Origin of the sequence: Cellulosimicrobium sp. CUA-896 (assembly GCF_001942335.1) — a bacterium.
Taxonomy (GTDB): domain Bacteria; phylum Actinomycetota; class Actinomycetes; order Actinomycetales; family Cellulomonadaceae; genus Cellulosimicrobium.
The window spans coordinates 29,507-53,566 of record NZ_MKKH01000019.1 but is presented as its reverse complement, the minus strand read 5'-3'; the positions used below and the strand labels follow the sequence as shown (position 1 = coordinate 53,566).

Annotated in this window: 20 protein-coding genes and 6 pseudogenes; 9 read left to right on the top strand and 17 right to left on the bottom strand. The window is 75.5% G+C overall.

All coding sequences use genetic code 11. The features are described 5' to 3' along the window. Positions 1-185 (top strand): hypothetical protein (locus BJF88_RS20350; protein WP_222843956.1); only part of this gene is annotated, 185 nt, incomplete at its 5' end. Positions 186-252: 67 nt separating this feature from the next. Here BJF88_RS20350 and BJF88_RS07830 read toward each other — a convergent pair. Next, positions 253-1,703, bottom strand: a pseudogene (locus BJF88_RS07830) (aldehyde dehydrogenase family protein). 214 nt (positions 1,704-1,917) lie between these two features. Beyond that, positions 1,918-3,216 (bottom strand): GAF domain-containing protein, encoded by a 1,299-nt coding sequence (locus BJF88_RS07825; RefSeq protein WP_075828398.1) that lies wholly within the window; start codon positions 3,214-3,216, stop codon positions 1,918-1,920. A 118-nt stretch (positions 3,217-3,334) separates the two neighbouring features. On the opposite strand from BJF88_RS07825, the gene BJF88_RS07820 reads away from it, so the two are divergent. The 3 genes from BJF88_RS07820 to BJF88_RS07810 all read left to right on the top strand — a co-directional run bounded on the left by BJF88_RS07820 (position 3,335) and on the right by BJF88_RS07810 (position 5,397). Continuing rightward, positions 3,335-3,760 carry a hypothetical protein gene (locus BJF88_RS07820; RefSeq protein ID WP_075828397.1) on the top strand — a complete coding sequence of 142 codons (426 nt, stop codon included), beginning with the start codon at positions 3,335-3,337 and terminating at the stop codon, positions 3,758-3,760. 100 nt (positions 3,761-3,860) lie between these two features. After that, the gene (locus tag BJF88_RS07815; RefSeq protein WP_075828396.1) at positions 3,861-4,772 is read left to right on the top strand and encodes a sulfurtransferase; all 912 of its coding nucleotides are present in this window, start codon (positions 3,861-3,863) and stop codon (positions 4,770-4,772) included. Positions 4,773-4,938: 166 nt separating this feature from the next. Beyond that, positions 4,939-5,397: a SufE family protein gene (locus BJF88_RS07810; protein ID WP_075828395.1), complete on the top strand. Its 459-nt coding sequence runs from the start codon at positions 4,939-4,941 to the stop codon at positions 5,395-5,397. An 11-nt stretch (positions 5,398-5,408) separates the two neighbouring features. Here the strand turns inward: BJF88_RS07810 and BJF88_RS07805 are convergent, their stop codons facing one another. From BJF88_RS07805 to eda, 5 genes and pseudogenes are all read right to left on the bottom strand, one after another. Next, on the bottom strand, positions 5,409-6,413 hold the full coding sequence (locus BJF88_RS07805; RefSeq protein ID WP_075828394.1) for a bile acid:sodium symporter family protein: 1,005 nt from the start codon (positions 6,411-6,413) through the stop codon (positions 5,409-5,411). A 91-nt stretch (positions 6,414-6,504) separates the two neighbouring features. Next, a complete protein-coding gene (locus tag BJF88_RS07800) occupies positions 6,505-6,966 on the bottom strand; it encodes a zf-TFIIB domain-containing protein (RefSeq protein ID WP_075828393.1) in 462 nt (153 codons plus the stop codon). An 84-nt stretch (positions 6,967-7,050) separates the two neighbouring features. Beyond that, positions 7,051-7,257: a hypothetical protein gene (locus BJF88_RS07795; protein ID WP_075828392.1), complete on the bottom strand. Its 207-nt coding sequence runs from the start codon at positions 7,255-7,257 to the stop codon at positions 7,051-7,053. Positions 7,258-7,539: 282 nt separating this feature from the next. Next, positions 7,540-8,670, bottom strand: coding sequence for a sugar kinase (locus BJF88_RS07790; RefSeq protein ID WP_075828391.1), 1,131 nt, complete (start codon positions 8,668-8,670; stop codon positions 7,540-7,542). A gap of 2 nt (positions 8,671-8,672) precedes the next feature. After that, a pseudogene (eda, locus tag BJF88_RS07785) lies at positions 8,673-9,328 on the bottom strand (bifunctional 4-hydroxy-2-oxoglutarate aldolase/2-dehydro-3-deoxy-phosphogluconate aldolase). A 70-nt stretch (positions 9,329-9,398) separates the two neighbouring features. Between eda and BJF88_RS07780 the strand changes: the two are divergent. Beyond that, a complete protein-coding gene (locus tag BJF88_RS07780; protein WP_083648970.1) occupies positions 9,399-10,253 on the top strand; it encodes an IclR family transcriptional regulator in 855 nt (284 codons plus the stop codon). A 45-nt stretch (positions 10,254-10,298) separates the two neighbouring features. Next, entirely contained in the window at positions 10,299-10,682 is a 384-nt protein-coding gene (locus tag BJF88_RS07775; protein ID WP_075828390.1) for a universal stress protein, read from the top strand. Here BJF88_RS07775 and BJF88_RS07770 read toward each other — a convergent pair. Further along, the gene (locus tag BJF88_RS07770; RefSeq protein ID WP_075828403.1) at positions 10,679-11,644 is read right to left on the bottom strand and encodes a VOC family protein; all 966 of its coding nucleotides are present in this window, start codon (positions 11,642-11,644) and stop codon (positions 10,679-10,681) included. The genes BJF88_RS07775 and BJF88_RS07770 overlap by 4 nt on opposite strands. Before the next feature lie 2 nt (positions 11,645-11,646). Further along, positions 11,647-12,524, bottom strand: a pseudogene (locus BJF88_RS07765) (NAD(P)H-binding protein). A 165-nt stretch (positions 12,525-12,689) separates the two neighbouring features. On the opposite strand from BJF88_RS07765, the gene BJF88_RS07760 reads away from it, so the two are divergent. Next, positions 12,690-13,097, top strand: coding sequence for a helix-turn-helix domain-containing protein (locus BJF88_RS07760; RefSeq protein WP_075828389.1), 408 nt, complete (start codon positions 12,690-12,692; stop codon positions 13,095-13,097). A 23-nt stretch (positions 13,098-13,120) separates the two neighbouring features. Here the strand turns inward: BJF88_RS07760 and BJF88_RS07755 are convergent, their stop codons facing one another. Both BJF88_RS07755 and BJF88_RS07750 read right to left on the bottom strand, forming a co-directional pair. Beyond that, on the bottom strand, positions 13,121-14,194 hold the full coding sequence (locus tag BJF88_RS07755) for a hypothetical protein (RefSeq protein WP_075828388.1): 1,074 nt from the start codon (positions 14,192-14,194) through the stop codon (positions 13,121-13,123). Positions 14,195-14,262: 68 nt separating this feature from the next. Continuing rightward, positions 14,263-15,411, bottom strand: a complete 1,149-nt coding sequence (locus BJF88_RS07750; protein ID WP_075828387.1) for an SPFH domain-containing protein — start codon at positions 15,409-15,411, stop codon at positions 14,263-14,265. A gap of 203 nt (positions 15,412-15,614) precedes the next feature. Here BJF88_RS07750 and moaA point away from each other — a divergent pair. Then, a pseudogene (moaA, locus tag BJF88_RS07745) lies at positions 15,615-16,732 on the top strand (GTP 3',8-cyclase MoaA). A gap of 150 nt (positions 16,733-16,882) precedes the next feature. On the opposite strand, the pseudogene BJF88_RS23280 reads toward moaA, so the two are convergent. Both BJF88_RS23280 and glp read right to left on the bottom strand, forming a co-directional pair. After that, positions 16,883-17,125 (bottom strand): annotated as a pseudogene (locus tag BJF88_RS23280) (molybdenum cofactor biosynthesis protein MoaE); the annotation flags it as partial. 62 nt (positions 17,126-17,187) lie between these two features. After that, positions 17,188-18,483, bottom strand: coding sequence for a gephyrin-like molybdotransferase Glp (gene glp / locus BJF88_RS07735; RefSeq protein WP_075828386.1), 1,296 nt, complete (start codon positions 18,481-18,483; stop codon positions 17,188-17,190). Between glp and nhaA the strand changes: the two are divergent. Next, a pseudogene (gene nhaA / locus BJF88_RS07730) lies at positions 18,392-20,094 on the top strand (Na+/H+ antiporter NhaA). The gene glp and the pseudogene nhaA sit on opposite strands and share 92 nt — an antisense overlap. A gap of 28 nt (positions 20,095-20,122) precedes the next feature. Here the strand turns inward: nhaA and BJF88_RS07725 are convergent. The 4 genes from BJF88_RS07725 to BJF88_RS07710 form a co-directional block, all read right to left on the bottom strand. Then, positions 20,123-20,668 carry a thioredoxin domain-containing protein gene (locus BJF88_RS07725; protein ID WP_075828385.1) on the bottom strand — a complete coding sequence of 182 codons (546 nt, stop codon included), beginning with the start codon at positions 20,666-20,668 and terminating at the stop codon, positions 20,123-20,125. Positions 20,669-20,747: 79 nt separating this feature from the next. Next, a complete protein-coding gene (locus BJF88_RS07720; protein ID WP_075828384.1) occupies positions 20,748-20,990 on the bottom strand; it encodes an acylphosphatase in 243 nt (80 codons plus the stop codon). Beyond that, positions 20,987-21,463 carry a dsRBD fold-containing protein gene (locus tag BJF88_RS07715; RefSeq protein ID WP_075828383.1) on the bottom strand — a complete coding sequence of 159 codons (477 nt, stop codon included), beginning with the start codon at positions 21,461-21,463 and terminating at the stop codon, positions 20,987-20,989. Before BJF88_RS07715 ends, BJF88_RS07720 begins: the two co-directional genes overlap by 4 nt. Continuing rightward, complete coding sequence (locus BJF88_RS07710) at positions 21,460-23,526, bottom strand: thioredoxin domain-containing protein (RefSeq protein ID WP_139315969.1); 2,067 nt, start codon at positions 23,524-23,526, stop codon at positions 21,460-21,462. The genes BJF88_RS07715 and BJF88_RS07710 overlap by 4 nt, the downstream gene beginning before the upstream one ends. Positions 23,527-24,060: the final 534 nt, after the last annotated feature.

Below are 24,060 nucleotides of genomic sequence, written 5' to 3'. Positions count from 1 at the left end.
CGCTGGTGTTCGACCCGCCCGGGACCTCGAACGGGGAGCGGCCCGCGAGCAGCGTGTACGTGGACCTCCTGGCGGGGACGGACGAGAACGACGTCGCTCGCTGCCGAGCACGAGGTCGGTGCCGTGATGACGCTCAGAACGACGTCAACCCCGTGCTCGGCGGCGGGCGGGACGGGCCGGCCTAGAAGAAGCCGAGCTTCTGTGCCGAGTACGACACGAGCAGGTTCTTCGTCTGCTGGTAGTGGTCGAGCATCATCTTGTGGTTCTCGCGCCCGACGCCGGACCCTTGTAGCCGCCGAACGCGGCCGCCGCGGGGTACGCGTGGTAGCAGTTCGTCCAGACGCGGCCGGCCTCGATGGTGCGGCCGGCGCGGTAGGCCGTGTTCCCGGACCGCGACCACACCCCGGCCCCGAGCCCGTAGAGGGTGTCGTTGGCGATGGTCATGGCGTCGTCGAAGTCGGTGAAGTCCGTGACCGCGACGACGGGGCCGAAGATCTCCTCCTGGAAGATCCGCATGGAGTTCTTGCCCTCGAAGATCGTCGGCTGCACGTAGTAGCCGCCCTCCAGGTCCCCGCCGAGCTCCGCCCGCGCCCCGCCCGTGAGCACCTTCGCGCCCTCGGCCTTCCCGATGTCGATGTACGACAGGATCTTCTCGAGCTGGTCGTTGGACGCCTGCGCGCCGATCATCGTCTCGGTGTCGAGCGGGTTGCCCTGCTGCACCGCCCGGGTGCGCTCGAGCGCGTCGCCGAGGAACGAGTCGTAGATCGACGACTGGATGAGCGCGCGCGACGGGCACGTGCACACCTCACCCTGGTTGAGGGCGAACATCGTGAACCCCTCGAGCGCCTTGTCGTAGAAGTCGTCCCGGGCGTCGGCGACGTCGGAGAAGAAGATGTTGGGGCTCTTCCCGCCGAGCTCGAGCGTCACCGGGATGATGTTCTGGCTCGCGTACTGCATGATCAGGCGCCCGGTCGTCGTCTCGCCCGTGAACGCGATCTTGCGGATGCGCGGCTGGACGCGAGCGGCTTGCCCGCCTCGACGCCGAACCCGTTGACGACGTTGACCACCCCGGGCGGCAGCAGGTCGCCGATGAGGTCCATGAGCAGCAGGATCGACGCGGGCGTCTGCTCGGCCGGCTTGAGCACGACGCAGTTGCCGGCCGCGAGCGCCGGCGCGAGCTTCCACGTCGCCATGAGGATCGGGAAGTTCCACGGGATGATCTGCCCGACGACGCCGAGCGGCTCGTGGAAGTGGTACGCGATGGTGTCCTCGTCGATCTCGGAGATCGACCCCTCCTGCGCGCGGATCGCGCCCGCGAAGTAGCGGAAGTGGTCGATCGCGAGCGGGATGTCGGCGGCGAGCGTCTCGCGGACGGGCTTGCCGTTCTCCCACGTCTCCGCGACGGCGATCTTCTCGAGGTTCGCCTCCATGCGGTCGGCGATCTTGTTGAGGATGTTCGCGCGCTCGCTGACGGACGTGCGTCCCCACGACCGGGCGGCGCCGTGCGCGGCGTCGAGGGCGCGCTCGACGTCGTCGGCGGTGCCGCGCGCGACCTCGGTGAAGGGGCGGCCCGTGACGGGGCTCGGGTTCTCGAAGTACTGGCCGCTCGACGGTGCGACGTACTCGCCGCCGATCCAGTGGTCGTACCGGGACCGGTACTCGACGACCGCGCCGTCGGTGCCCGGGGCTGCGTAGACGGTCATGCTGCCTGCCTCCTCGCCGTGCTGCCTCGTCGCGCCCGCGCGGTCGGGGTGTCCGACGGCGGTGCGCGGCCCGGCGCGTCGTCGCGCCGTGGTCGTCACGGTAGGCAGCGGAGGGTTGCAGCAGCGTTGCAGCGGCGGCGTGCGGGTGGCGGCGGGTGGCGGCGGGCAGCGTCGAGCACGGGGTTGCTCGCGCCCGAGCACGAGGTCGGTGGCGTCATGGGCGCGTCGCGACATCAAACTCGTGCTCGGCGGGGGTGGCGGGCCCGCTCAGCGCAGGACGGTGTCGAGCACCGCGAGGTGGGCACGGGCGCGCGCCGCAGGGGGCTGCCGTCGTCGGTGAGGTGCACGAGGCGGGTCCACGCGGCGTGGTCCTCGGCACCGTCGTCGGTGCGGGTCCACGTGTCGAGCACGCCGCGTCGTCGCTCGCGTGCACGGCGGCGCGCAGCTCGGCGGCGAGCTCGGCGCGCAGGCGTTCGATCCCCGGCGCGCTCGAGCGGACGAGCAGCGGGCCGCCGTAGGCGGCGACGGCCCCGGCCACGTCGCCGCGCGCGAGCCGCTCGCGGACGACGCCGACGTCCGTGGCCACCGGGCGGGCGAGACGGTAGGGCCGCGAACCGACGAGCAGGGTCCCGGCGACGCGTCGCAGGCGGGAGACCTCGGCGCGCACGGTGACGGCGGACAGGTCGCCGGGGTGCAGCAGCACGGCGAGCTCGTCGGCGGACAGGCCGCGGGGGTGCTCGGCGAGCAGCGCGAGGATCTCGGCGTGCCGCAGGGAGAGGCGGCGTGCGCCGTCGGGCAGGACGACCGCCGGGGTGCCGAGGAGGCGCAGGGCAGGTGCGCCGTGCCGCCCGTCGGCGGCGACCGCCCGCGCGGCCAGCTCGCGCTCGAGCGTCGCCACGGTCGCGCGCACGAGCGACAGCACGACGTGCGACGCGGCGGGCAGCCCACCCGTCACGTCGAGCACGCCCACCACCTCTCCTCCGGGGCCGCGGATCGGCGCCGCCGCACAGTTGAGGTCCTGCACGGGACGGGAGAAGTGCTCGGCGCCGAGCACCTGCACGGGACGCCGCGTCGCGAGGGCCGTGCCGGGCGCGTTGGTGCCCACCCGCTCCTCGCGCCACACGGCCCCCTCGGCGAACCCGACCCGCTCCACCGCACCGCGCGTGCGGGCGCTGCCCTCGACCCACAGCAGGCGCCCCGCGTCGTCGGACACCGCGACGACGAGGCCGTCGTCGCGCGCGCCGTCCACGACCAGCTCGCGCACCACCGGCATGAGGGACGCGAGCGGGTGCGCCGCGCGGTACGCCTCGAGCTCGTCACCGGCGAGGCCCTCCCCCGGGCGCGGCGTGTCCGGGTCGACGCCCGAGCGCAGGCTGCGCCGCCACGACGCGGCGACGAGCGGGTCGACCCCGGGGAGCAGCGCGCCGGTACCGAGGAAGACGTCGTAGGCCGCGCGGACGGAGCGGGGGTCGCGGCGCGCGGGGCCGCCGGGTGTCGCTGGCCGCTCCGCCATGCCCACCTCCGACGTCGGCGTCCGGGTGCTGTCGTCAGTGTAGGGGGCGCCGTGACCTCGTCACACGGCGTTGTCCGCCCGCCCGGCGCGCCCGGGTTCCAGGGCGTACCGTCGACCCATGGTGCGTCCAGCGGCCGTCGCGCTCGCGTACGCGGCGGCGACGGTCTACGGCTCGTGGGTGGCGGTGCTCCACGACCTGCGCTCGGAGCCGTTCGGCCGCGACGTCATCCCGCTGCCGGCGTCGCGGACGGTCGCCGTCGGGCTCGGCGGCGGGACCGCGATCCCGGCCGTGATGTCGGCGGTCGCCGTGCTCGCGGCGTTCCGGTCCGAGCGGGACCCGCGATGGGCGCGGGTCTGCGTCGGGATCGGGTCCACGTCGGTCGTCGGCACGCTCGTCGAGGCGGCGACCTGGGGTCGGCGCGCGCCGGGGCCGGACATCGGAGCCTCGGTGGTGCTCAACCTCGGCGTGTCGGTCGCGCTCGTCGCGCACGGCCTCGGCAGCCGGTCCCGGACGCTCCGCACGGCGGCGGGACGTGGCGCGTAACACTGTCTCAGGATGCGCTCCCCGCTTCTCGTCAGGTGGACGCCCGGCCTAGCCTGGCGGGCGGACCGGACGACCAGCCGGACGATCAGGAGGACCCCCCATGCCCGCACCGCTCGACACCAGCGAGAAGATCACGCAGTACGCCCACCCGGACCGCCTCGTGAGCACGGCGTGGCTCGCGGAGCACCTCGGGGAACCGGGCATCGTCGTCGTCGAGTCCGACGAGGACGTGCTGCTCTACGAGACCGGGCACATCCCCGGCGCCGTGAAGATCGACTGGCACACCGACCTCAACGACCCCGACACCCGCGACTACGTCGACGGCAAGGCGTTCGCCGAGCTGCTCGGCTCGAAGGGCATCGCGCGCGACACGACGATCGTCGTCTACGGGGACAAGAACAACTGGTGGGCCGCCTACGCCGCGTGGGTCTTCACGCTCTTCGGCCACGAGGACGTGCGTCTGCTCGACGGCGGCCGCGGCACGTGGATCGCGGAGGGCCGCGAGACGACGACGGACGTCCCGACGCCCGAGCCGGTCGAGTACCCCGTCGTGGAGCGCGACGACGTGACCGTCCGCGCCTTCAAGGAGGACGTCCTCGCCCACATCGGCAACGGCCCGCTCGTCGACATCCGCTCCCCGCAGGAGTACACGGGCGAGCGCCTGCACATCCCGGACTACCCGGAGGAGGGCGTGCTGCGCGGCGGGCACATCCCGACGGCGCGCAACGTCCCGTGGGCGACCGCGGTCGCCGAGGACGGCACGTACAAGTCGCGCGCCGAGCTCGAGGCGATCTACCAGGAGGGCGGCCTCGGCCTGCGCACCGACGACGAGGTCGTCACCTACTGCCGCATCGGCGAGCGCTCGAGCCACACGTGGTTCGCGCTCACCTACCTGCTCGGCTTCGACACCGTCCGCAACTACGACGGCTCGTGGACCGAGTGGGGCAACGCCGTGCGCGTCCCGATCGTCAAGGGCGACCAGCCCGGCGACGCCCCCGCGTCGCTCGGCTGACCCGCCGCCCGGCCGACCCGGCGCGCGGCCTGTCCGGCGCCCGGCCGCGCCCCTCCTGCCCGACGGCGCAGGGCGGGCCTCCCCGCGAGGCTCGCCCCGCGCCGTCGGCGTCCCGCCCGACGAACCCGCGCCGCGGCGCACCCGACGAGATGCGAGGATCGACAGCATGAGCGCTCCCCCGACCGACGCGGCGCTGCCCGCCACGCTCGCCGAGATCCGCGACGACTTCCTCGCGCTGCCCGAGCGCGAGCGGCTGCAGCTCCTCCTCGAGTTCGCGAACGAGCTGCCCGACCTGCCGGAGCGGTACGCGAGCGCGCCCGGGATGCTCGAGCGCATCGAGGAGTGCCAGTCCCCCGTGCGCGCGTTCGCCGAGGTGGGTGACGACGACGTCGTGCACTTCTACGCGACCGCGCCCGCCGAGGCGCCGACCACGCGCGGCTTCGCGTCGATCCTCGCACAGGGCCTGTCCGGCCTCACGGCCCAGCAGGTGCTCGACGTGCCCGACGACTTCCCGGGCAGCATCGGGCTCACGCGCGCCGTGAGCCCCCTGCGCCTCGGCGGGATGAGCGGGATGCTCACGCGGGCCAAGCGTCAGGTACGCGAGCAGGTCGCCGCACGAGCCTGAGGCGGGGCGGATCAGGCGCGCAGCGCCAACCGACGCGCGAGGACCGCACAGACCATGAGCTGGAGCTGGTGGAACACGATCACCGGTACGGCCACGACGCCCGCGACGGCCACGGGCAGCAGCACGCTGGCCATGGGCAGGCCCGTCGCGAGCGACTTCTTCGACCCGCACATGAGCAGCGCGACGCGGTCCTCGAGCGGCAGCCGCAGGGCGGCACCGCCCCACCAGGTGGTCGCGAGCATCGCCGCGAGCAGCACCGCGCTCACGCCCACCAGCGCGACGACGGCCCAGCCCGACACGCTCGCCCACACGCCCGCGGACGAGGCGGCGGCCACGGCCCCGAACACCACGACGAGGATCGTGCCCCGGTCCACGCCGAGCGTCAGCCACCGCCGGGACCGGATCCAGCCGCCGACCCACGGCTGCAGGAGCTGACCGACGACGAACGGCACGAGGAGCTGGAGCAGCACGGTGCGCAGGCCGCCGAGCCCGCCGGCCACGTCACCGGCCACGTCACCGGCGGGAGGCTCGGGCACGACACCCGCGCCGTCGGACAGCAGCCACAGCACGAGCAACGGCGTGACGAGCATCCCGACCACGTTGGAGACCGTCGCGCCGCAGACCGCGCCCGCGACGTTGCCGCGCGCCACCGAGGTGAACGCGACCGACGACTGCACCGTCGACGGCAGCAGGGACAGGAAGAGCACGCCCGTCGCGAGGCCGGCGCCGAGCAGCGGCACGACGGCCCACGCGACGAGCAGCCCGAGCAGCGGGAAGACGACGTAGGTCGACGCGAGGACCGCGCCCTGGAGCCGCACGTTCCGCAGCCCCGCCCACACCTCGCGCGTCGACAGCCGCATCCCGTAGACGAGGAACAGCACGGTCACCGCGAGGTCGGCGACGACGTCGACGACGCGCTGCGCCGCAGGCGGGACCGGCACCAGCAGACCCAGCACCAGCACGACGAACAGGGTCACCACGAAGGGGTCGACCCACCGGGCCAGCACAGCGCGCACGACGCCCGAGTCTAGGGCGACCGCTCTAGGACGACCGCCGCCCCGCGCCGCCGCGTCGACGGTCACGCGCGCCGGCGACCGGCGTCGGACCTCAGAAGTCGAAGAGGTCCTCCAGCCACGACTCCTTCTTCTTGCGCTTGCGGTAGCGCGGGTCGTAGCCATAGCGGTCGTCGTCGCGACGGTCGCCCCCGTACCGCCCGTCGTACCGGCGGTCGTCGCGGTAGCGGTCGTCGCGGTAGCGGTCGTCGCGGTAGCGGTCGTCGCGGTAGCGGTCGTCGTCGCGCCGGTCACCGCCGTACCCCGGCGGCGTGCCGTAGGGGGCCGGTGCGGCGGGCGGGTACGTCGTGGGGGCTGGTGCCGGTGCGGGAGCCGGGGCGGCGCCGCCTGCGGGACCCGTCGCCTCGGCGGCGATCTCCGCCTCGAGGGACCGGTCGATGATCTTGTCGAGCTCGCCGCGGTCCAGCCACACGCCACGGCACGTGGGGCAGTAGTCGATCTCGACGCCCTTGCGCTCGGTCATGACGAGCACGGTCTGGTCGGTCGGGCACAGCATGGGTCCTCCAGAGGTCGGTCCTCGTGTCCCAACGTGCCGCGCGCCGCGCGGGTTCCCCGGCGCACCCCGGGGCGGAGGTCGTCGTCAGGCCCGCTCGACGTCGAGCCGGCCGAGGAGCTCGCCGACGCGGTGCACGTCCTCGTCGAGCGCGGCGATCGCGTCGGCCACGCGCGGCAGGAAGTCGGCGCCGGCGAGGAACCACTCCGCCCCGGCGAGGTAGCGCGCGGCGGCGACGTCGTCGTGCAGGGCGATCGCGAGGTCCGCCCGCAGCACGAGCGCCCGGAACCGCACCCGCTCCGAGACGCGCGCGCGCGGACGCCCTCGGCCGCGAACGCCGCGTCCAGCACGCGTGCCGCGCCCGCCGGGTCGCCAGCGGCGCGCAGGATGCGCGCGTGGTCGAGCGCGTGCGCGAGGTCGGGCGGTCGCTCGACGCGTCGCCGGGGCAGGCCGGGTACGGCCACACGTCCTCTGGTCACGCGCCCTCCCTGCCGCCCCCGGTGCTCGCGGGTTCACCCTATCCCCGCGCGGGAGGGCGGGCACCGGCCGTCCCGGCGCCCGCCCTCGCCGCGGGGCTCAGCGCTGGACGCGCGCGCTGCCGCCCGACGCGAGCTTACGGACCTCGGCGAGCGACGCCGTGGACGTGTCGCCGGGCGTCGTCATCGCGAGCGCGCCGTGCGCGGCGCCGTACTCGACCGCCTCGGCGATCGACCCGAGCTCCAGGAGCCCGTACGCGAGGCCCGACGCGAACGAGTCGCCGCCGCCCACGCGGTCGAGGATCTCCAGGCCGGGGCGGTGCGTCGCCTCGGCGAAGCCCTGCACGCGCGACCAGGCGATCGCGCCCCAGTCGTTCACCGTCGCGGTCCGGACGCCGCGGAGCGTCGTCGCGATCACCTGGAAGTTCGGGTACTCGTCGGCGGCGCGGCCGATCATCGCGCGGAACGCGCCCGTGTCGAGGTCGGTGAGGCTCTCGTCGACGCCCTCGACCTCGAACCCGAGCGAGGCGGTGAAGTCCTCCTCGTTGCCGATCATCACGTCGACGTAGCGCGCGAGCCGGCGGTTGACCTCCTGCGCTCGCTCGACGCCCCCGATGCCCTGCCACAGCGACGGGCGGTAGTTGAGGTCGTAGGACACGACCGTCCCGTGCCGGCGCGCGGCGGCCATCGCGGCCTCCGCGACGTCGGCGCTCGACTCCGAGAGCGCGGCGAAGATGCCCCCGGTGTGGAACCAGCGCACGCCCTGCCCGAACAGCGCGTCCCAGTCGACGTCGTCGGGCCGCAGCTGCGAGATCGCGGTGTTGCCGCGGTCCGAGACGCCGACCGCGCCGCGCACGCCGAAGCCCCGCTCGGTGAAGTTCAGGCCGTTGCGCAGGCTGCGGCCGATGCCGTCGTAGGGGCGCCACACGACGTGGCTCGTGTCGAGCCCGCCGGTGAGCATGAGGTCCTCGACGAGCCGGCCGACCTCGTTGTCCGCGAGCGCCGTGACGACGGCGCCGCGCAGGCCGAAGCAGCGGCGCAGGCCGCGGGCCACGTTGTACTCGCCGCCGCCCTCCCACACGTCGAAGCTGCGGGCCGTCTTGATGCGCCGCTCGCCCGGGTCGAGCCGGAGCATGACCTCGCCGAGGGCGACGACGTCGTAGGCGCACTCGTCGGCGGGGCGGACCGCGAGGGGCGGGGTGGTCGCGGCGGCGGTCGTGCGGTCGGCCATGATCAGGCTCCTTCGGTGACGGGGAAGGACGCGGCGAGCTCGACGGCCTCGCGCGTGCGGCGGGTGATCTCGGCGGTGTCGCCGGCGCGCACGAGCGCGCGGTCGACCATCCAGGAGCCGCCGGCGGCGAGCACGGAGGGCAGGGCGAGGTAGTCGCCGAGGTTGACGGCGCTCACCCCGCCCGTGGGGACGAAGCGCAGCCCGGGGAACGGGGCGGAGAACGCCTTCACGGCGGCGGGGCCGCGACGACGTTCGCGGGGAACAGCTTGACGGTGCTCAGGCCGAGGCCGAGGGCGGCGATGATGTCGGACGGCGTCGCGACGCCGGGCAGGACAGGGACCCCGCGCTCCTGCGCGCGGCGCACCACGTCGACCGAGAGCCCGGGTGACACGAGGAAGCGCGCACCCGCCTCGACCGCCTCGTCGACCTGCGCGGGCGTCACCACGGTCCCCGCGCCGACGAGCACGTCGGGCACCTCGCGCGCGATGGCGTCGATCGCCGCACCGGCACCCGCCGTGCGGAACGTGACCTCCGCGACGGGCAGGCCGCCGTCGCGCAGCGCTCCGGCGACCTCGAGCCCCTCGCGCGCGTCGTCGACCACGACGACGGGCACGACGCGCGCGCGGCCGATCTCCTCCAGGACGGTGTCGGGTGACATCCTCGCTCCGTTTCGCTATGGTGAACGCTCGTTGTTCACTGCGGAACGCACTCTAGAGGAGGACGCCCGGATGCCCCAACCCGACCCGGCGCCGTCGGGCACCCCCGCGCCCCACGCCGTCCCGGCGACCCCCAGCCCGCTCGGGAGCGTGGACAAGGCGCTCGCGGCCCTCGAGGCGCTCGCCGCCGCCGGGCCGGACGGCCTCCCGCTCGGGCTCCTCGCGCAGGACCTCGGCCTGCACAAGGCGTCCCTGCACCGCACCCTGGCGGCGCTGCGCCACCGCGGCTACGCCGAGCAGGACGAGGAGAGCGGGCGGTACCGGCTCGGGTCCGCCGCGACCGCGCTGGCCACCGTCTACCTGGGCGAGGAGAATCTCCCCGCGCTCCTGCACCCCGCGCTCGTGGCCGTGTGCCAGGCCACCGACGAGCTGGTCCACCTCGGCGCGCTCGCCGGCACCGAGATCGTCTACCTCGACAAGGTCGAGCCCGCCCGCACGGTCCGCGTCTGGTCCGCGGTCGGTCGCCGCCGCCCCGCCGCCACCACGGCGCTCGGGCGCGCTCTCCTCGCGCACCAGGACCTCGACGACGCCCGGCTCGGCTGGTACGCCGACGCCGCCCCGCCGGACCTGACGACGGCCGACCTGCGGGTGATCTGCGCCCGCACGCGCGAGCAGGGGTTCGCGCACGAGGTCGAGGAGAACGAGGCCGGGATCAGCTGCGTCGCCGTCCCCGTGCTCCGCGGGGGGCGGCCGGTCGCGGCGATCAGCGTGACCGTGCCGGTCGAGCGCCTGGGTGCGCGCCGCCGCCGGGAGGTCGAGGACGAGCTCGCGCGCGTCGTCCCGGCGCTGCTGCCCCCCTCGCTCGGGGTCCCGGGCGCGGTGTCCGCGCGGTCCGCCGCTCGGACGGCGGCCCCGCCGCCCGTGTGAGAGAGTTCAATCCGCACTCCGACCGGCAGCACGGAAAGGCCCGCGATGACCGTCCTCGTGGCGTACAACGACTCACCGCAGGGCGAGACGGCGCTGCACGCCGCGATCGCCGAGGCGGAGCGCCGCGGCACCTCGCTCGCCGTGCTCGTGCTCACGCCGCAGGACGAGGGCGCGGGCGTGCCGGCCGCGCTCGCGCACCAGCTCGACGCCCTGCCGGCGGGCATGGAGCGGCCCGACGTCACCTACCGCTCGGAGCACGTCGACCCGGCGGACGCGATCGTCGAGGAGGCCGAGCGCCTGCGGCCCGAGCTCGTCGTCATCGGCGCGCGCAAGCGCTCCCCCGTGGGCAAGTTCCTGCTGGGCAGCACGACGCAGCGCGTGCTCCTCGACTCGCCCTCCCCCGTCCTCGTGGTCAAGGCCCGGCACTAGCCCGCGCGCACCTCGACCCGGTTGCGCCACGGGTCCTCGAACCGCAGGACGGCGCCGTCGTGCGCCGTCGCGACCCCCGCGCGGGCGAGCCGCTCGCCCAGCGCCCCGACGTCGTCCGCCCCGGGCACCGTGATCGCGACGGCACCGAGGCCGAGCGACGACGCCCGCGGCCCGGCGCCGCGGCTGTTCCACGTGTTCATCGCCATGTGGTGGTGGTAGCCGCCGGCCGAGACGAACAGCGCCCCTGGGACGGTGGCGGTCTCCTCGAAGCCGAGCGTGTCGACGTAGAACGCGCGCGCCGCGCGCACGTCGCCCACCTGGAGGTGCACGTGCCCCACCGCCGCACCGCCCGGGCCGGTGGGCGACGCGTCCGCCCGCTCCCCCGCGTCGGCGCGCGGGCCCGCGAGCAGGTCGCGGGACGCGTCGCTCAGGTGCTCCGCGAGGAACGCGTTCGGGTCGAGGTGCAGCGTGTCCATCCGCACCCCGTGCTCGTCCCAGCCCCACGTCTCGCGCGGGCGGTCGGCGTACAGCTCGACGCCGTTGCCTTCGGGGTCGGTGAAGTAGAAGGCCTGGGAGACGAGGTGGTCGGCGCTGCCGACGAACGTGCTCGGCGCCGTCGTCGCCACGGACGCGAGCGCGTGCGCGAGGCCGGATTCGTCGTCGAACAGCACGGCGGTGTGGAACAGGCCGGCCTCGCGACGCCCGGGCACCGGCAGGTCCGGGGTGCGGTGCAGGACGACGAGAGGCGTGGCGCCGCGTCCGAGCACGACCGTCTCGGCACGCCGGGCGCCGTCGGGCAGGACGAGCGCGTCCGGCAGCGGCAGCACCACGAGCGACAGCGCGTCCCGGTAGTACCGCGTCATGAGGTCGAGGTCGCGCACGTGCAGCGTGACCGCGTCCATGCGGGTGTCCGCGGGGAACAGGTCGTCCGCGGCGCGCTCCGTGCCGGGCCGCTGGGGCATCGTCACCCCTCCCGGCCGGCGGCCGCGCGCAGCCCGTCGACGAGCGGGGTCGTGGGGCGGCCGAGGAGACGCGCCAGGTCGCCGGTCACGTCGGACAGCAGCCCGTCCCGGATGTTGCCGTCGAGCGCCACGACGAAGCCGGCCGTGCCCTCGTCCAGACCGGCCCCGACGAGCAGCCCGTGGTGCTGCTCCGGCGTCACCCGGCGGTACGCCACAGGCCGGTCGACGACCTCGGCGGCGGCGGACGCCAGGTCGTCGTACGTCCAGGCGACGTCTCCCCCGAGCTCGTACACCGCGCGTCGTGGGCGCCGTCGCGCAGCGCCTCCAGCGCAACGACGGCGGCCGCCTCGGCGAAGTCGGCGCGGGACGCGCTCGCGACGCGCCCGTCGCCCACGCTCGCCACGATCTCGCCCGTCTCGCGAGCACGCAGCACATCCGCGACGTAGTTCTCGGTGTACCAGTTGTTGCGCAGGACGGTCGTCGACAGCCCGGACGCGGCGAGCAGCTCCTCGGTCGCCTTGTGCTCGGGTGCGAGGACCAGGGCCGAGGTGGTCGCCCGGGGCGCGCTCGTGTAGACGAGGCGCGAGACACCGGCGGCGAGCGCCGCCTCCACGACGGCGCGGTGCTGCTCGACCCGGCGGCCCACCTCCGACCCGGACACGAGCACGAGCACGTCGACGCCGGCGAGCGCACCCTTCACGGTCTCGGGCCGGTCGTAGTCGGCCTCGCGCACGACGACGCCCCGCTCGGCGAGGTCGGCGACGGCCGCGACGTCACGGGCCGTGGCGACGACGTCACCCGGCGCGGTGCCGTGCGCGAGCAGGGAGTCGACGACGAGGCGACCCAGGTGTCCGCTGGTTCCGGTCACGGCGACGGTCATGGAGGCTCCTTCGGATGGGCGGCGGGGCGCGGCGGGCACCGGCCCCGAAGGCGTCGCGCGGGACGCACACCTTGATCATGCACTTACTTTTCGCCAGTACCAACCGGATGCTTGTGCGGCGTGGATCACAGCGCACCCACGGTGAGCGCGCCGTATCCTGGCCGCATGACGACGGACACCCGCGCGCTCGACGCCGGCCCCACCGACGAGATGGTGGCCGACGTCTTCCAGCGCGGCTGCACGTCCCGCCACGTCCTCGAGTCCGTCACCGGCCGCTGGGGCGTCCTGACGGTCGCGGGCCTGCGCGACGGCGGCGTGCGCTTCAACGCGCTGCGCCGCCGCATCGACGGCGTCAGCGAGAAGATGCTCGCCCAGACGCTGCAGGGCCTCGAGCGTGACGGGATCGTCGTGCGCGACGTGCGGGGGACGATCCCCCCGCACGTCGAGTACTCGCTCACCCCCCTGGGCCGGCGCGTGGCAGACAGCCTCACCGCGCTCATCGACGTGCTCGAGGACGCCGTCGACGAGGTGGGCGCGTCCCAGCGCGCGTACGACGCGCGCCGGGGCTCCTAGCGCCGGCGCGGCGGCCGGCGACCTCAGCCGGCGCCCTGGCTCGCCAGGTACCAGACGACGACGGCCGCGACCACCGCGAGCCCCGCGAGCACGGCCAGCGTGATCTTCCAGGCGCTGTACGGGCGGCGCCCGACGACCTCGCCCGTGTTCGCGTTGACCATGACCTGCCACTGCTTGCCCGCGTACACGTAGGTCGCGACCCACAGGGGCAGCAGCACGAGCTTGAACATCACGGCGGCGTACGCGGTGCTGATCGCGTGCACGCGCTGCTCGTCACCGCCGATCGCGGACCGGACGTCCCCGCGGATGACGGGCGCCATCTCGTCCTTCGCGCGCTCCAGGCCGTGCGGGGGGTCGACGTCGTAGCGCGCCGTCGCGTAGCCCGCCAGGTACTCGGGGCGGTAGGGGCTGGCCTGGTCGAGCTGCCAGGGCCCGAGCCGGTCCAGGTCGCGGTCCGGGACCTGCGTCGAGGCGGGCACGAGCACGTCGTCGAAGAAGCGCTGCGTCGTGCCGGCCACGGGAGTCCAGCGCACGCGCCGCTCGGTCCGCCGGTTCTCGCCGTCGCCCACCGTGACGTAGTACGCGTCGCCGCGCTGACCGGACCACCGCGACGTCGTGTCCGCGTCGAACGTCCAGTGCGGCACGTACGTGCCGTGCAGCGACTCCGTGTCGCCGACCTTCTTCAGCGCCCCCGGCGCGAACCAGCGCGAGCGCACCCACGACCGGAACGCGTCGCGCGCCGCGTCGCCCCCGACCGCGAACGGGAGGACGGCCTCCGGCTCGACGACCCCCTCGACGGGGCTCGCGACGACGAGGTGGCCACCGCAGAACTGGCACGCCACCGACAGGTCCGTGCCGTGCGTCGTCGCGCCGCAGCCGTCGCACGCGAGGGCCTGGTCGCCCGCGAGCGCGACCGGCGCGGCTCCCGTCGCCAGCCAGGAGTCGTACGCGTGCTCGTCGACGGCGTCGCCGGGGGCGTGCACGATCTCGACGCGCGAGCGGCACGCCACGCACTCGAGCGACCCGGCCGCGGCCGAGTACGCCAGCTGCGACCCGCACGCCTCGCAGCGCGTGCGGACGAGGTCCGCCGCCGGCACCGGCCGCGGAGACGGCGGCGAGGTCGGCAACGGCGGTGGACCCGGCCGTGACGCGCTGCCGGGACCGGTCACGCGCCCGCCCCGGGCGCCGCGCCGTCCTGCGGCAGCGGCGGCGGGACGGCCGCGAAGAGCGGCGAGAGCGCCGCCACCTGCCCCGCCGCCGTCCAGCCCGCCATGCCCTCCTGCCACACGAGCGTCTCGCGCGTGACCTCACCGGACCGCACGAGTGCGCTCAGGTCGGCGACCGACCCCGGGCCGGCCTGCGCCCCGCCGACCGCCCAGTACCAGGGAGAGCCCGCGCCCGGCAGGGGCGGCGGTCCGGCCGGCGCGGACTGTGGCTGCGCGGGGGCCGCGGGCGCCGTCGAGCCGCCCAGCGACTGCGCCATCTGCTGCCCCATCGCCATGCCCATGCCGAGCCCCAGGCCCTGCCCCGCGCCGCCCGGGTTCCCGGCCGCGGTCTCGATCGCGTTCGCGGACTGGAGCTGCGTGTACCGGTCGAGGTCGCCGACGACCGCCATCTGCGTGCGCTTGTCGAGCGCGGCCTCGACCTCGGGCGGGAACGAGACGTTCTCCAGGACGAAGCGCGGCACGGCGACGCCGTACTGCGCGAGGTCCTCGCTGAGCTGGCCGCCGATGCGGTCCGCGATCTCGCGCTGGTTGGCCGCGAGGTCGATCGCCGCCACGCCGGCCTCGGCGAGGGCCGGGCCCAGCCCGCCCACGACGAGGCGGCGGAAGTACTCGCCGATCTCGTCGGTGCGGAACTGCGGGTCGGTGCCGACGAGCTGGCGCAGGAGCGCCGCCGGGTCGACGACCTGCAGCGCGTACGTGCCGAAGGCGCGCAGGCGGACGGCGCCGAGCTCGGGGTCGCGCAGCATCACCGGGTTCTGCGTGCCCCACGTGAGGTCGGTGAACTGACGCGTGGCGACGAAGTACACCTCGGCCTTGAACGGCGAGTCGAACCCGTACTTCCAGCCCTGGAGCGTCGAGAGGACCGGCAGGTTCCTCGTCTCGAGCGTGTAGGTGCCGGGCTCGAACACGTCGGCCAGCCGGCCCTCGCTGACGAAGACCGCCGCCTGCCCCTCGCGCACCACGAGCTGCGCCTGGTTCTTGATCTCGTTCCCCTGCCGGGGGAACCGCCAGACGATGGTGTCCCGGCTCGCGTCGAGGAACTCGATGATGTCGATGAGCTGGCCGCGAAGCTTGTCGAAGAAGGCCATGCCGTCTCTTTCGTGGGTGCGTCGTCCGTCGGGCGGGTGGGCCGACCGCCGGCCCGCGGCGAGCATAGCCGAACGGCATGACGAGGCGTGTTTTCCACCAAGCGACGGCAAAACGCGCTGCGTGGGCGGTGGTGCCCGTCCCGGTCCGTCCCGGCCCGTGCCCGGCCGTGCGCCACGCGCGGTCGCCCGCCTACGATCGACGGATGACCGCCGTCGCGCTCGGGATGCCTCAGGTGCGCGGTCGCGCGCCCTCCGCCGGCCGCCCCGGCGTCCTGCCGGACGACCGGCCCGCGACGGAGGCGCTCGTGGACCGCTACGGCCGCGTCGCGCGCGACCTGCGGATCTCGATCACCGAGAAGTGCACGCTGCGCTGCACGTACTGCATGCCCGCCGAGGGCCTGCCCGCGATCCCTCGCGAGGACCTGCTCACGCCCGCCGAGATCGGGCGGCTCGTGCGGGTGGCGGTCGGCCGCCTCGGCATCACGGACGTCCGGTTCACCGGCGGCGAACCCCTCGTGCGACGCGACCTCGCCGAGATCCTGCGGCTGTCCCGCGACGCCGCCCCCGACGTGTCGCTGTCGATGACGACCAACGCGATCGGTCTCGACAAGCGCGTGCACGAGCTCGTGGCGGCGGGGCTCGACCGGGTGAACATCTCGCTCGACTCCGTCGACCGCGAGCACTTCGCGCGGCTCACGCGCCGCGACCGGCTGCCGACGTCGTCGCCGGGATCCGCGCCGCGCTCGCCGCGGGCCTGGCACCCGTCAAGCTCAACGCGGTCCTCATGCCGGAGACCCTCGCGGGCGCGGCCGACCTGCTCGCGTGGGCGGTCGACCACGGGTGCCACCTGCGCTTCATCGAGCAGATGCCGCTCGACGCGGACGGGCGCTGGACGCGCGACGACCTCGTCTCGGCCGCCGACCTGCTCGGCGTCCTGGGCGGGCGCTTCGCTCTCACGGAGGTGGGTCGCGACGACCCGTCCGCGCCGGCCGAGGAGTGGCTGGTCGACGGCGGGCCGCAGACGGTGGGGATCATCGCGTCGGTGACGCGTTCGTTCTGCGGCGACTGCGACCGCACGCGCCTCACCGCGGAGGGCACGGTGCGCTCGTGCCTGTTCGGCGACGACGAGACCGACCTGCGCGCGGTCCTGCGCTCCCCCGACCTCGACGAGGACGCCCGGGACGACGCGATCGCGCGCGCGTGGCAGGGCGCCATGTGGGCCAAGCCCCTCGCGCACGGGATGGACGCCGACGACGCCCGGGCCCGTGGCCGGGAGACGTTCGCCGCGACGTCGCGCTCGATGGGGGCGATCGGCGGCTGAGCCGCGCAGGTCCCGCGGACCCGGGGGCCCGTCAGAGCCCGACCCACTCCGAGACGCCGTCGGTGAAGTGCTGACGCTTCCAGATCGGCACTCGGCCTTGATGCGCTCGACGAGGAGCGAGCAGGCCTCGAACGCCTCGCGGCGGTGCCCGGCGGAGGCCGCCGCGACGAGGGCGACGTCACCGATCGTCAGCGTGCCGTACCGGTGGACCGCCGCGAGGCGCAGACCCGTCTCCGCCGCGACGGCGTCGACGCAGCGCCGCAGCACCGCCGTCGCGTCCGGGTGCGCCTCGTAGTCGAGACCGGTCACACCGCGCTCGTCGTCGACGTCCCGCACCACGCCCCGGAACGTGACGACGGCACCGTGCTCGGGCGCCGCGACGGCGTCCTCCACGGCGCGCGACACCGACGCGTCGAGCACGTCGTCGGTCACCCGGCTCACGGCACCGCCTGCGCTCACAGCTCCCACACCTCCAGCTCGGTCCCGGCGTCCCACCCTGTCATGTCCGCCGGGACGTCGACGAGCACGTCGGCGCGCGCCATCGAGGCGACGAGGTGCGACCCCGGCCCGCCCACGAGACGCACGCCGCCACCCGGCACGCTCGCGCCCCGCAGCAGCTGGCGTCTCCCGGCCGGCGACTCGCCCGCCTCGACGACTCGCGCGCGCCGCACTGCGCGCGCGGGCGGCCGACCGGCCGCCTGCCCGAGGAGGTCCCGCAGGAAGACGACGAACGACACCTGCGCGCTCACCGGGTTGCCCGGGAACGTGAGGACCGGTGTGCCGTGCACGGTGCCGAGCCCCTGCGGGCCGCCCGGCTGCATCGCGACCGAGCGGAAATCCACGCCGTCACCCACGCCGTCGCCGGTGGTGCGGCGGCCCAGCGCGTCCTTGACCACCTCGTACGCCCCCTGGCTCACGCCACCGGACGTGAGGACGAGGTCCGCGTCCTGCGCCGCCGCCTCGAGCGCACGCGCGAACGCGTCGACGTCGTCGGGACAGCGCGCCACCGTCGCGACCGTGCCTCCGGCACGCCGGACGGCCGCCGCGAGGGCCGGACCGTTCGCGTCGAACACCTGGCCGGGGCCGGGCTCGGTCCCCGGACCGACGAGCTCGGCCCCGGTCGACAGCACCGCGACGCGCGGGCGGACGAGCACCCGCACGCGTGCGACCCCGCACGCCGCCGCCGCCGCGAGGTGGTGGGGCGCGAGCACCGTGCCGTCGACGAGGACGACGTCGCCCGCGCCGACGTCGCTGCCGGCCTCGCGCACGAAGTCGCCCGGTGCCCGTGGGACGAGGACGTCGACCGTCCGGTCGGCGCCACCGGCCGTCGTGCGCGCGTCACCGGGCGGCACGGGCGCGAAGGTCCTCGCCCCGGTGTCCTCGACCGGGACCACGGCGTCCGCGCCGTCGGGCACCGGCGCGCCCGTCATGATGCGCGCCGCCGCACCGGGCGCGAGGGCCGGCGCGGTGCCCGCCCGCGCCGGGACCTCGGCGACGACGGGCAGGCGCGCGGGCGACCCGGGTGCGCCGTCCGCGACGTCGCGCGCCCGGACGGCGTACCCGTCCATCTGCGCGTTCCGGAACCGCGGCACCGCGTGCGGTGCCACGAGGTCGCCGGCGAGGACCCGGTCGAGCGCGTCGGCGAGGTCGACGTCCTCGGTGCGCGCGCGCCGTCGGGCCGCCTCCACGAGCGGCGCGAGCAGCGCCGCGACGTCCGCGCGGTGCTGGTCGACGCTCACGCGTCCCGCCACGTCCTCACCTCCGTCCTGCCCGCCGTCGTCGGGGGCCGTGCCCAGCCTGCCACGTCGTCGCGGCACGTCACGTCACGTCACGTGGCTATACGTTCCGCACGTCGCGGAGGACCGTTGCGGAAGCACCGGCGGGCGGCGAGAGTTGTCACGCTGTGCAGCGGTCGCCCGCCCGACGTCCGCCCGACCCGCCGGAGGCCCCGTGACCCAGCCCGCCCCGCCGCCGACCACGCCGCAGTTCCCCGTCCCCGCGCGACCGGGTCCGCCCCTGCGCATCCAGCTGCGGCCGCTCGCCCCGTCGCTGCGCTCGTTCCTCGCGACCGAGGCCGGCGGCGCGGTGCTGCTGCTCGCCGCGACGGTCGTGGCGCTCGTGTGGGCCAACTCGCCGTGGTCGTCCGCGTACGACGACCTCTGGCACGCCACGGCCGGGTGGACGCTCGGCCCGTGGTCCTTCGAGATGGACCTGCACCACTGGGTCAACGACGCCGCGATGGCCGTGTTCTTCCTCGTCATCGGCCTGGAGATCAACCGGGAGGTGACGAGCGGCGAGCTGCGCAACCGGCGCACGGTCGCCGTGCCGGCGCTCGGCGCGCTGGGCGGCCTCGCCGTGCCCGCGCTGATCTTCCTCGCGTTCAACGCCGGCTCCCCCGCGCAGCACGGCTGGGGCATCGTCATGTCGACCGACACCGCGTTCCTCGTCGGCATCCTCGCGCTGTTCGGCCCGCGCTGCCCCGACCAGCTGCGGCTGTTCCTGCTCACCCTGGCGGTGGTCGACGACATCGGCGCGATCACCGTGATGGCGCTGTTCTACACCGACGAGCTGTGGCTGCCGGGACTGCTCGTGGCCGGGCTGCTGGTCGCCGCGATCGTCGTCATGCGATGGCTCGGGGTGTGGCGGCTCGCCCCGTACGTGCTCGTCGGGCTCGGGCTGTGGGCCGCGGTCTACGCGTCGGGCGTGCACGCGACACTCGCCGGCGTGCTGCTGGGTCTGCTCGTGCCGTCGCGCTCGTCGCGGCCCGTCGACGTCGCGCTGGTGCCGAAGTACGCCAAGCGCCTCGCCCAGGAGACGACCGCCGAGCGCGAGCACCTCACCGAGCTCGCCGCGCGCGCGGCCGTGCCGACGAGCGAGCAGCTGCAGCGCGTGCTGCACCCGTGGAGCGCGTACGTCGTGGTGCCGGTGTTCGGCCTGGCCAACGCGGGCGTCGCCCTCGACGCCGAGTCGCTGCGCGCCGCGGCGACCTCCCCGCTGACGATCGGCGTCGCCGTCGCGCTCGTCGCCGGGAACGCCGTCGGGATCTACGGGCGTCCGCGCTCGCCCTGCGCCTCGGCCTCGGCGACCTGCCGGGACGGGTGCGCTACTCGCACCTGCTCGGGGGCGCGATGCTCGCGGGCATCGGGTTCACGATCTCGCTGTTCATCGCCGAGCTCGCGTTCGACGACGAGGTCCTCGTCGAGCAGGCGAAGATCGGCATCCTCGCCGGGTCGCTCGTGGCGGCCGTGCTCGGCTCGCTCGCGCTGCGGCTCTTCGGCGAGCGCTGGCCGCTGTGCTCGCCGGGGGCGGACGGACCGCCGCCGTCGCTCCCGCCGCTGCCCTGGCGCGCGCCCGCGACCTGAGCGGGGAGGGCCGGGCCCCGCGGCGGCGCTACCGTGCCGGCAGGGCGGCGACCGCGGCCTCCAGTCCCTCCCGGGTGACCCGGCCGCGGTAGCGCACGCCGTCGACGAACAGCGTCGGCGTGCCCTGCACGCCGAGCGCGAGGGCGTCGGCGTAGTCGCGCTGCACGACGGCGGCGAACTGCTGCGCCGCGTCGCCGACCACCGCGGCGCCGTCGATCCCGAGCTCCCGCGCGCGCTCGGCGAGCCCCGCGTCGTCGAGCCGGTCCTGGTGCGCGAAGAGCGCCTCGTGCATCTCCCAGAACCGGCCGTGGGCGTCCGCGGCCTCGACCGCGAGCGCCGCCGTGAGCGCGTACGGGTGGATCTCGAACAGCGGGAAGTGGCGGAAGACCAGGCGCACGCGGCCCGCGGACGACGCCACGACGTCGCGCAGCACGGGTGCCGCGGCGGCGCAGTACGGGCACTCGAGGTCCCCGAACTCGACGATCGTCACGGGTGCGGCCGGGTCCCCGAGGACGTGCGCGTCCTCGGGGACGAGCTGCTCGAGGGGGACGCGCGCTGCGGTCTGCTCGGTCACCGGCTCAGCATGGCACGCGGACGCTCTCGCGCGACCCGTCGGGGCGGCGGCCCCGCGGGGGCGGTCCGGCTCGGGGCGGTCAGGCGTCGCCCGAGCGCTCGACGTCGACCCCGCTCACCCGGCCCGGCGTCGGCCCGTCGCGCAGCCACGCCACGAGGTCCCCGAGCGCGTCCGGCCGTCCCGTGGCGACCACCTCGACCGTGCCGTCGGGCAGGTTGGCGGCCTCGCCGTCGAGCCCGAGCACACCGAGCCGCTCGCGCGTCGCCGCGCGGAAGCCGACGCCCTGCACGCGCCCGTGCACGACGGCGCGCACGCGGCTCACTGGTGCACGTGCGCGGGCACGCCCGTCGAGGACTCGATGTCCGCCTCGGCGTCGTCGAGCAGGCGGTCCGCGAGGCGCCGCAGCGCGCGCCCGACGGCGATCTCGTCGCCGATGATCGGGACGTCGGTGTCGTGCGGGTCGCGCCGCGCACGGCCCACCGTGCGGACGTGCTCGGGCGGCCCGGCGACCAGCACCGCCTCCGCGGTGGTACGGCCCTCGGACTCGACGACGCTCACCTGGACGCGCCACACCTTCGTCGTGTCCGTCCCGTCGCCGTTCTCGGCGCCCGGGACGTGCTCGACGTAGCTGTCCGAGCCCGGGTAGACGAGCGTGCGCTCGCCCGTGTCGCCCCACTCGACGAGATAGGGCGGCGAGCCGTCGTCGTGCCGCAGCTCGACGACCACGCCGTCGCGCACCGCGCCGCCCACGACGCCCGACGCGGTGACGATCCTGTCTCCGACCGATGCCTTCATGGCTCCTCCTCCGGCGGGTCCGTCGGCCGACCTCGGCACGCCCCCGTCGCACCGAGGTGCCCTCCCATCATGCGGCGGCGTCCGGCGTCCTGCACCCGTGGGGGCACGCGTCGGCGGGCGGCCGGACGGTGCGCCGGCTCAGGCGCCGAGCTGTCGACGCAGGTCCTGCGGGTCCTGCGCCGGCAGCCGACACACGAAGTCCGCGCACAGGTAGCGCCCGGCCCGCGGCCGGCGAGGCTCTCCAGGCCGTCCCCGCCGAGCGCGGCGGCGTCGTCGGGCGTCGCGGCGACCAGCAGCGCCCCGGGGTGGTACCAGTCCCGCGCCGCCGCGAGGAACGCGGCGCGCGGCGCGTCGTCGGCGACGACGACGAGCTGGTGGGCGGGCTCGGCCAGCCCGACGGCGAGGCGCAGCACCCCGCCGGCCGCCAGGGGGCGCCCGCTCGCCCCGCGCGACGCCGCCGCGTACGCCTCGGCCGCGGCGCGGTAGCGCCCCTCCCCCGTCGCGAGGTGGGCCAGCAGCGCGGCGCGCGCGGCCGTCGTCGGGCCGGACGGGGTGGCGCCCTCCGACGGGTCCGCGGCCGCGCCCGCGTCCAGCCCGATCCCGGTGAGCACGGGGTCCGTGCCCTGCGGCGCGCGCAGGCCCGCGTCGGCGGTCACGGTCGCGGCGACGAGCCGCAGCCCCTCGCTCACGTAGCGCGTGCGACCGGTCAGCCCGCCGAGCACCAGGAGGGCGGAGGCGAGCGCCCCGTGGTCCTCGAGCGTGGCGACGGCCTCGGAGACGCGGTCGTCGACCGACGCGCGCGCGAGGCTGCCGTCGGGGCGCACGTGCGTCGCGAGCAGCCGGTCCGCCGCGGCGCACGCGGCGTCGGTGAGCTCCGGCAGGTCGAGGTGGTGACCGGCGCGTGCGAGCGCCTCGACGGCGAGCCCGTTCCAGCCGGTGAGGACCTTGGTGTCGAGCGGCGGCGGCTCGTGCGCGGCGCGCTCCGCGGGCGGCAGCAGGTACCACCCGCCCTCGACGCGTCGACCGTCGAGCGTCGACTCCGAGTCCTGCGCGCTCGCGAACGCGCCGCCGGGCAGGCGCAGCGTCCGCAGCAGGAACTGCCCGACGCCGGCCGCGACCTGCGCGGCGCGCGCCGCGCCGTCCTCGTCGCGGTCCCGACGGCGCAGCACCGCGAGCGTCGTCGCGGCGGACAGGAGCTGGGCGTTGTCGTAGAGCATGCGCTCGTAGTGCGGCTCCGACCAGTCCGCGCGGGTCGCGTAGCGGAAGAACCCGCCGTCGGCGTCGCGCAGCGGGCTCGCGGCCATCGCGTCGAGCGTGCGGCCCGCGAGCACGAGGGCGCGCGCGGCGACCGCCTCGTCGACGACCGACGACGCGGCGACGTCGAGCAGCAGCTCCAGCCCGGGCGCGACCGGGAACTTCGGCGCCGCGCCGAACCCGCCGTGCTCCCGGTCCTCCAGCGCCTCGAGGCCGTCGACGACGCCGGGCGCCCAGCGCGCGACGTCGTCGGTCCCTGCGGTCGCACCGTCGGGCTCGCCCGCTGGTCCCGTCGCCGCCCGGCCGGCCGCGGCGTCGCGCAGTGCCGCGCGGATCGACCCGCCGGTCTCGAGCACCTCCGCCCGCCGCTGCGTCCACGCCCGAGCCACGGCGTCGAGCACGTCCCGGAACGCCGGATGACCCTGCACGGGCACGGGCGGCCAGTAGGTGCCTGCGTAGAACGGCGCGCCGTCCGGCGTCGTGAACACCGTGAGCGGCCAACCGAGGTGCTGCGTGAACGCGCTCGCCGCCGCCATGAGGCTCGCGTCGACGTCGGGGTGCTCCTCGCGGTCCACCTTGACGGCGACGAACCGATCCCCGAGCGCCGCACCGACCTCCGGGTCGGAGAAGCTCTCGCGCGCCATGACGTGGCACCAGTGGCACGTCGCGTACCCGACGGACACCATGACGGGCACGTCGCGCCGGCGGGCCTCGGCGAACGCCTCCTCACCCCAGGGGTACCAGTCGACGGGGTTGTCGGCGTGCTGGCGCAGGTACGGGCTCACGGCGTCGGCGAGGCGGTTGACCATCCGTCCACCCTCGCAGAGCCCGGCGCCCCCGCCACCGCGGGTGCTCATAGCGGCCCGAGCACCGTCTGCGACGCGGCGTCGAGGTCGAGCGCCGTGAGCACCTCGCCGAGCGCGCTCCTCGTAGCGGAAGTGCGACACCATGATCGCGCCAACCCCGTCGAGTGGCGGGCGACCTCGAGCACCGTGGCCGGCCCACCCGAGACGCCTCGCAACCCGGTCGAGCACAGCCTCAAGGTCTACGAGGAGGTTGGCGATCATGCCGTCGTCCTGCCGCAGCGCCCGCACGACGGCACACCGCTCGGGGTGCCGCCGCTCGAGCTCGGGGAACAGCGCAGCGTGCCCGCTCGTGTGTGCCGGCTCGGCGCGGTGCAGAAGCTGCGGCAATACACGAGCAGGTCAGCGCGCGGGGGCCCGCGCCGTCCGGAGTACCGCCAGGGGCGTCGTCCGCCGTGTCGCGGAGCAGCTCGAGCGCACGGCCGAGCCGGCCGTGCACAGCTGTCATCTCGACGTACCAGGCCACCAGCCTGGTCGTCT

Bases quoted from the DNA above. Each gene is read 5' to 3' on its own strand.
- BJF88_RS07825 (WP_075828398.1), bottom strand. From the start codon at position 3,216: ATGGCGGAGCGGCCAGCGACACCCGGCGGCCCCGCGCGCCGCGACCCC.
- BJF88_RS07820 (WP_075828397.1), top strand. From the start codon at position 3,335: ATGGTGCGTCCAGCGGCCGTCGCGCTCGCGTACGCGGCGGCGACGGTC.
- BJF88_RS07815 (WP_075828396.1), top strand. From the start codon at position 3,861: ATGCCCGCACCGCTCGACACCAGCGAGAAGATCACGCAGTACGCCCAC.
- BJF88_RS07810 (WP_075828395.1), top strand. From the start codon at position 4,939: ATGAGCGCTCCCCCGACCGACGCGGCGCTGCCCGCCACGCTCGCCGAG.
- BJF88_RS07800 (WP_075828393.1), bottom strand. From the start codon at position 6,966: ATGCTGTGCCCGACCGACCAGACCGTGCTCGTCATGACCGAGCGCAAG.
- BJF88_RS07790 (WP_075828391.1), bottom strand. From the start codon at position 8,670: ATGGCCGACCGCACGACCGCCGCCGCGACCACCCCGCCCCTCGCGGTC.
- BJF88_RS07780 (WP_083648970.1), top strand. From the start codon at position 9,399: ATGCCCCAACCCGACCCGGCGCCGTCGGGCACCCCCGCGCCCCACGCC.
- BJF88_RS07775 (WP_075828390.1), top strand. From the start codon at position 10,299: ATGACCGTCCTCGTGGCGTACAACGACTCACCGCAGGGCGAGACGGCG.
- BJF88_RS07770 (WP_075828403.1), bottom strand. From the start codon at position 11,644: ATGCCCCAGCGGCCCGGCACGGAGCGCGCCGCGGACGACCTGTTCCCC.
- BJF88_RS07760 (WP_075828389.1), top strand. From the start codon at position 12,690: ATGACGACGGACACCCGCGCGCTCGACGCCGGCCCCACCGACGAGATG.
- BJF88_RS07750 (WP_075828387.1), bottom strand. From the start codon at position 15,411: ATGGCCTTCTTCGACAAGCTTCGCGGCCAGCTCATCGACATCATCGAG.
- BJF88_RS07715 (WP_075828383.1), bottom strand. From the start codon at position 21,463: ATGAAGGCATCGGTCGGAGACAGGATCGTCACCGCGTCGGGCGTCGTG.
- BJF88_RS07710 (WP_139315969.1), bottom strand. From the start codon at position 23,526: ATGGTCAACCGCCTCGCCGACGCCGTGAGCCCGTACCTGCGCCAGCAC.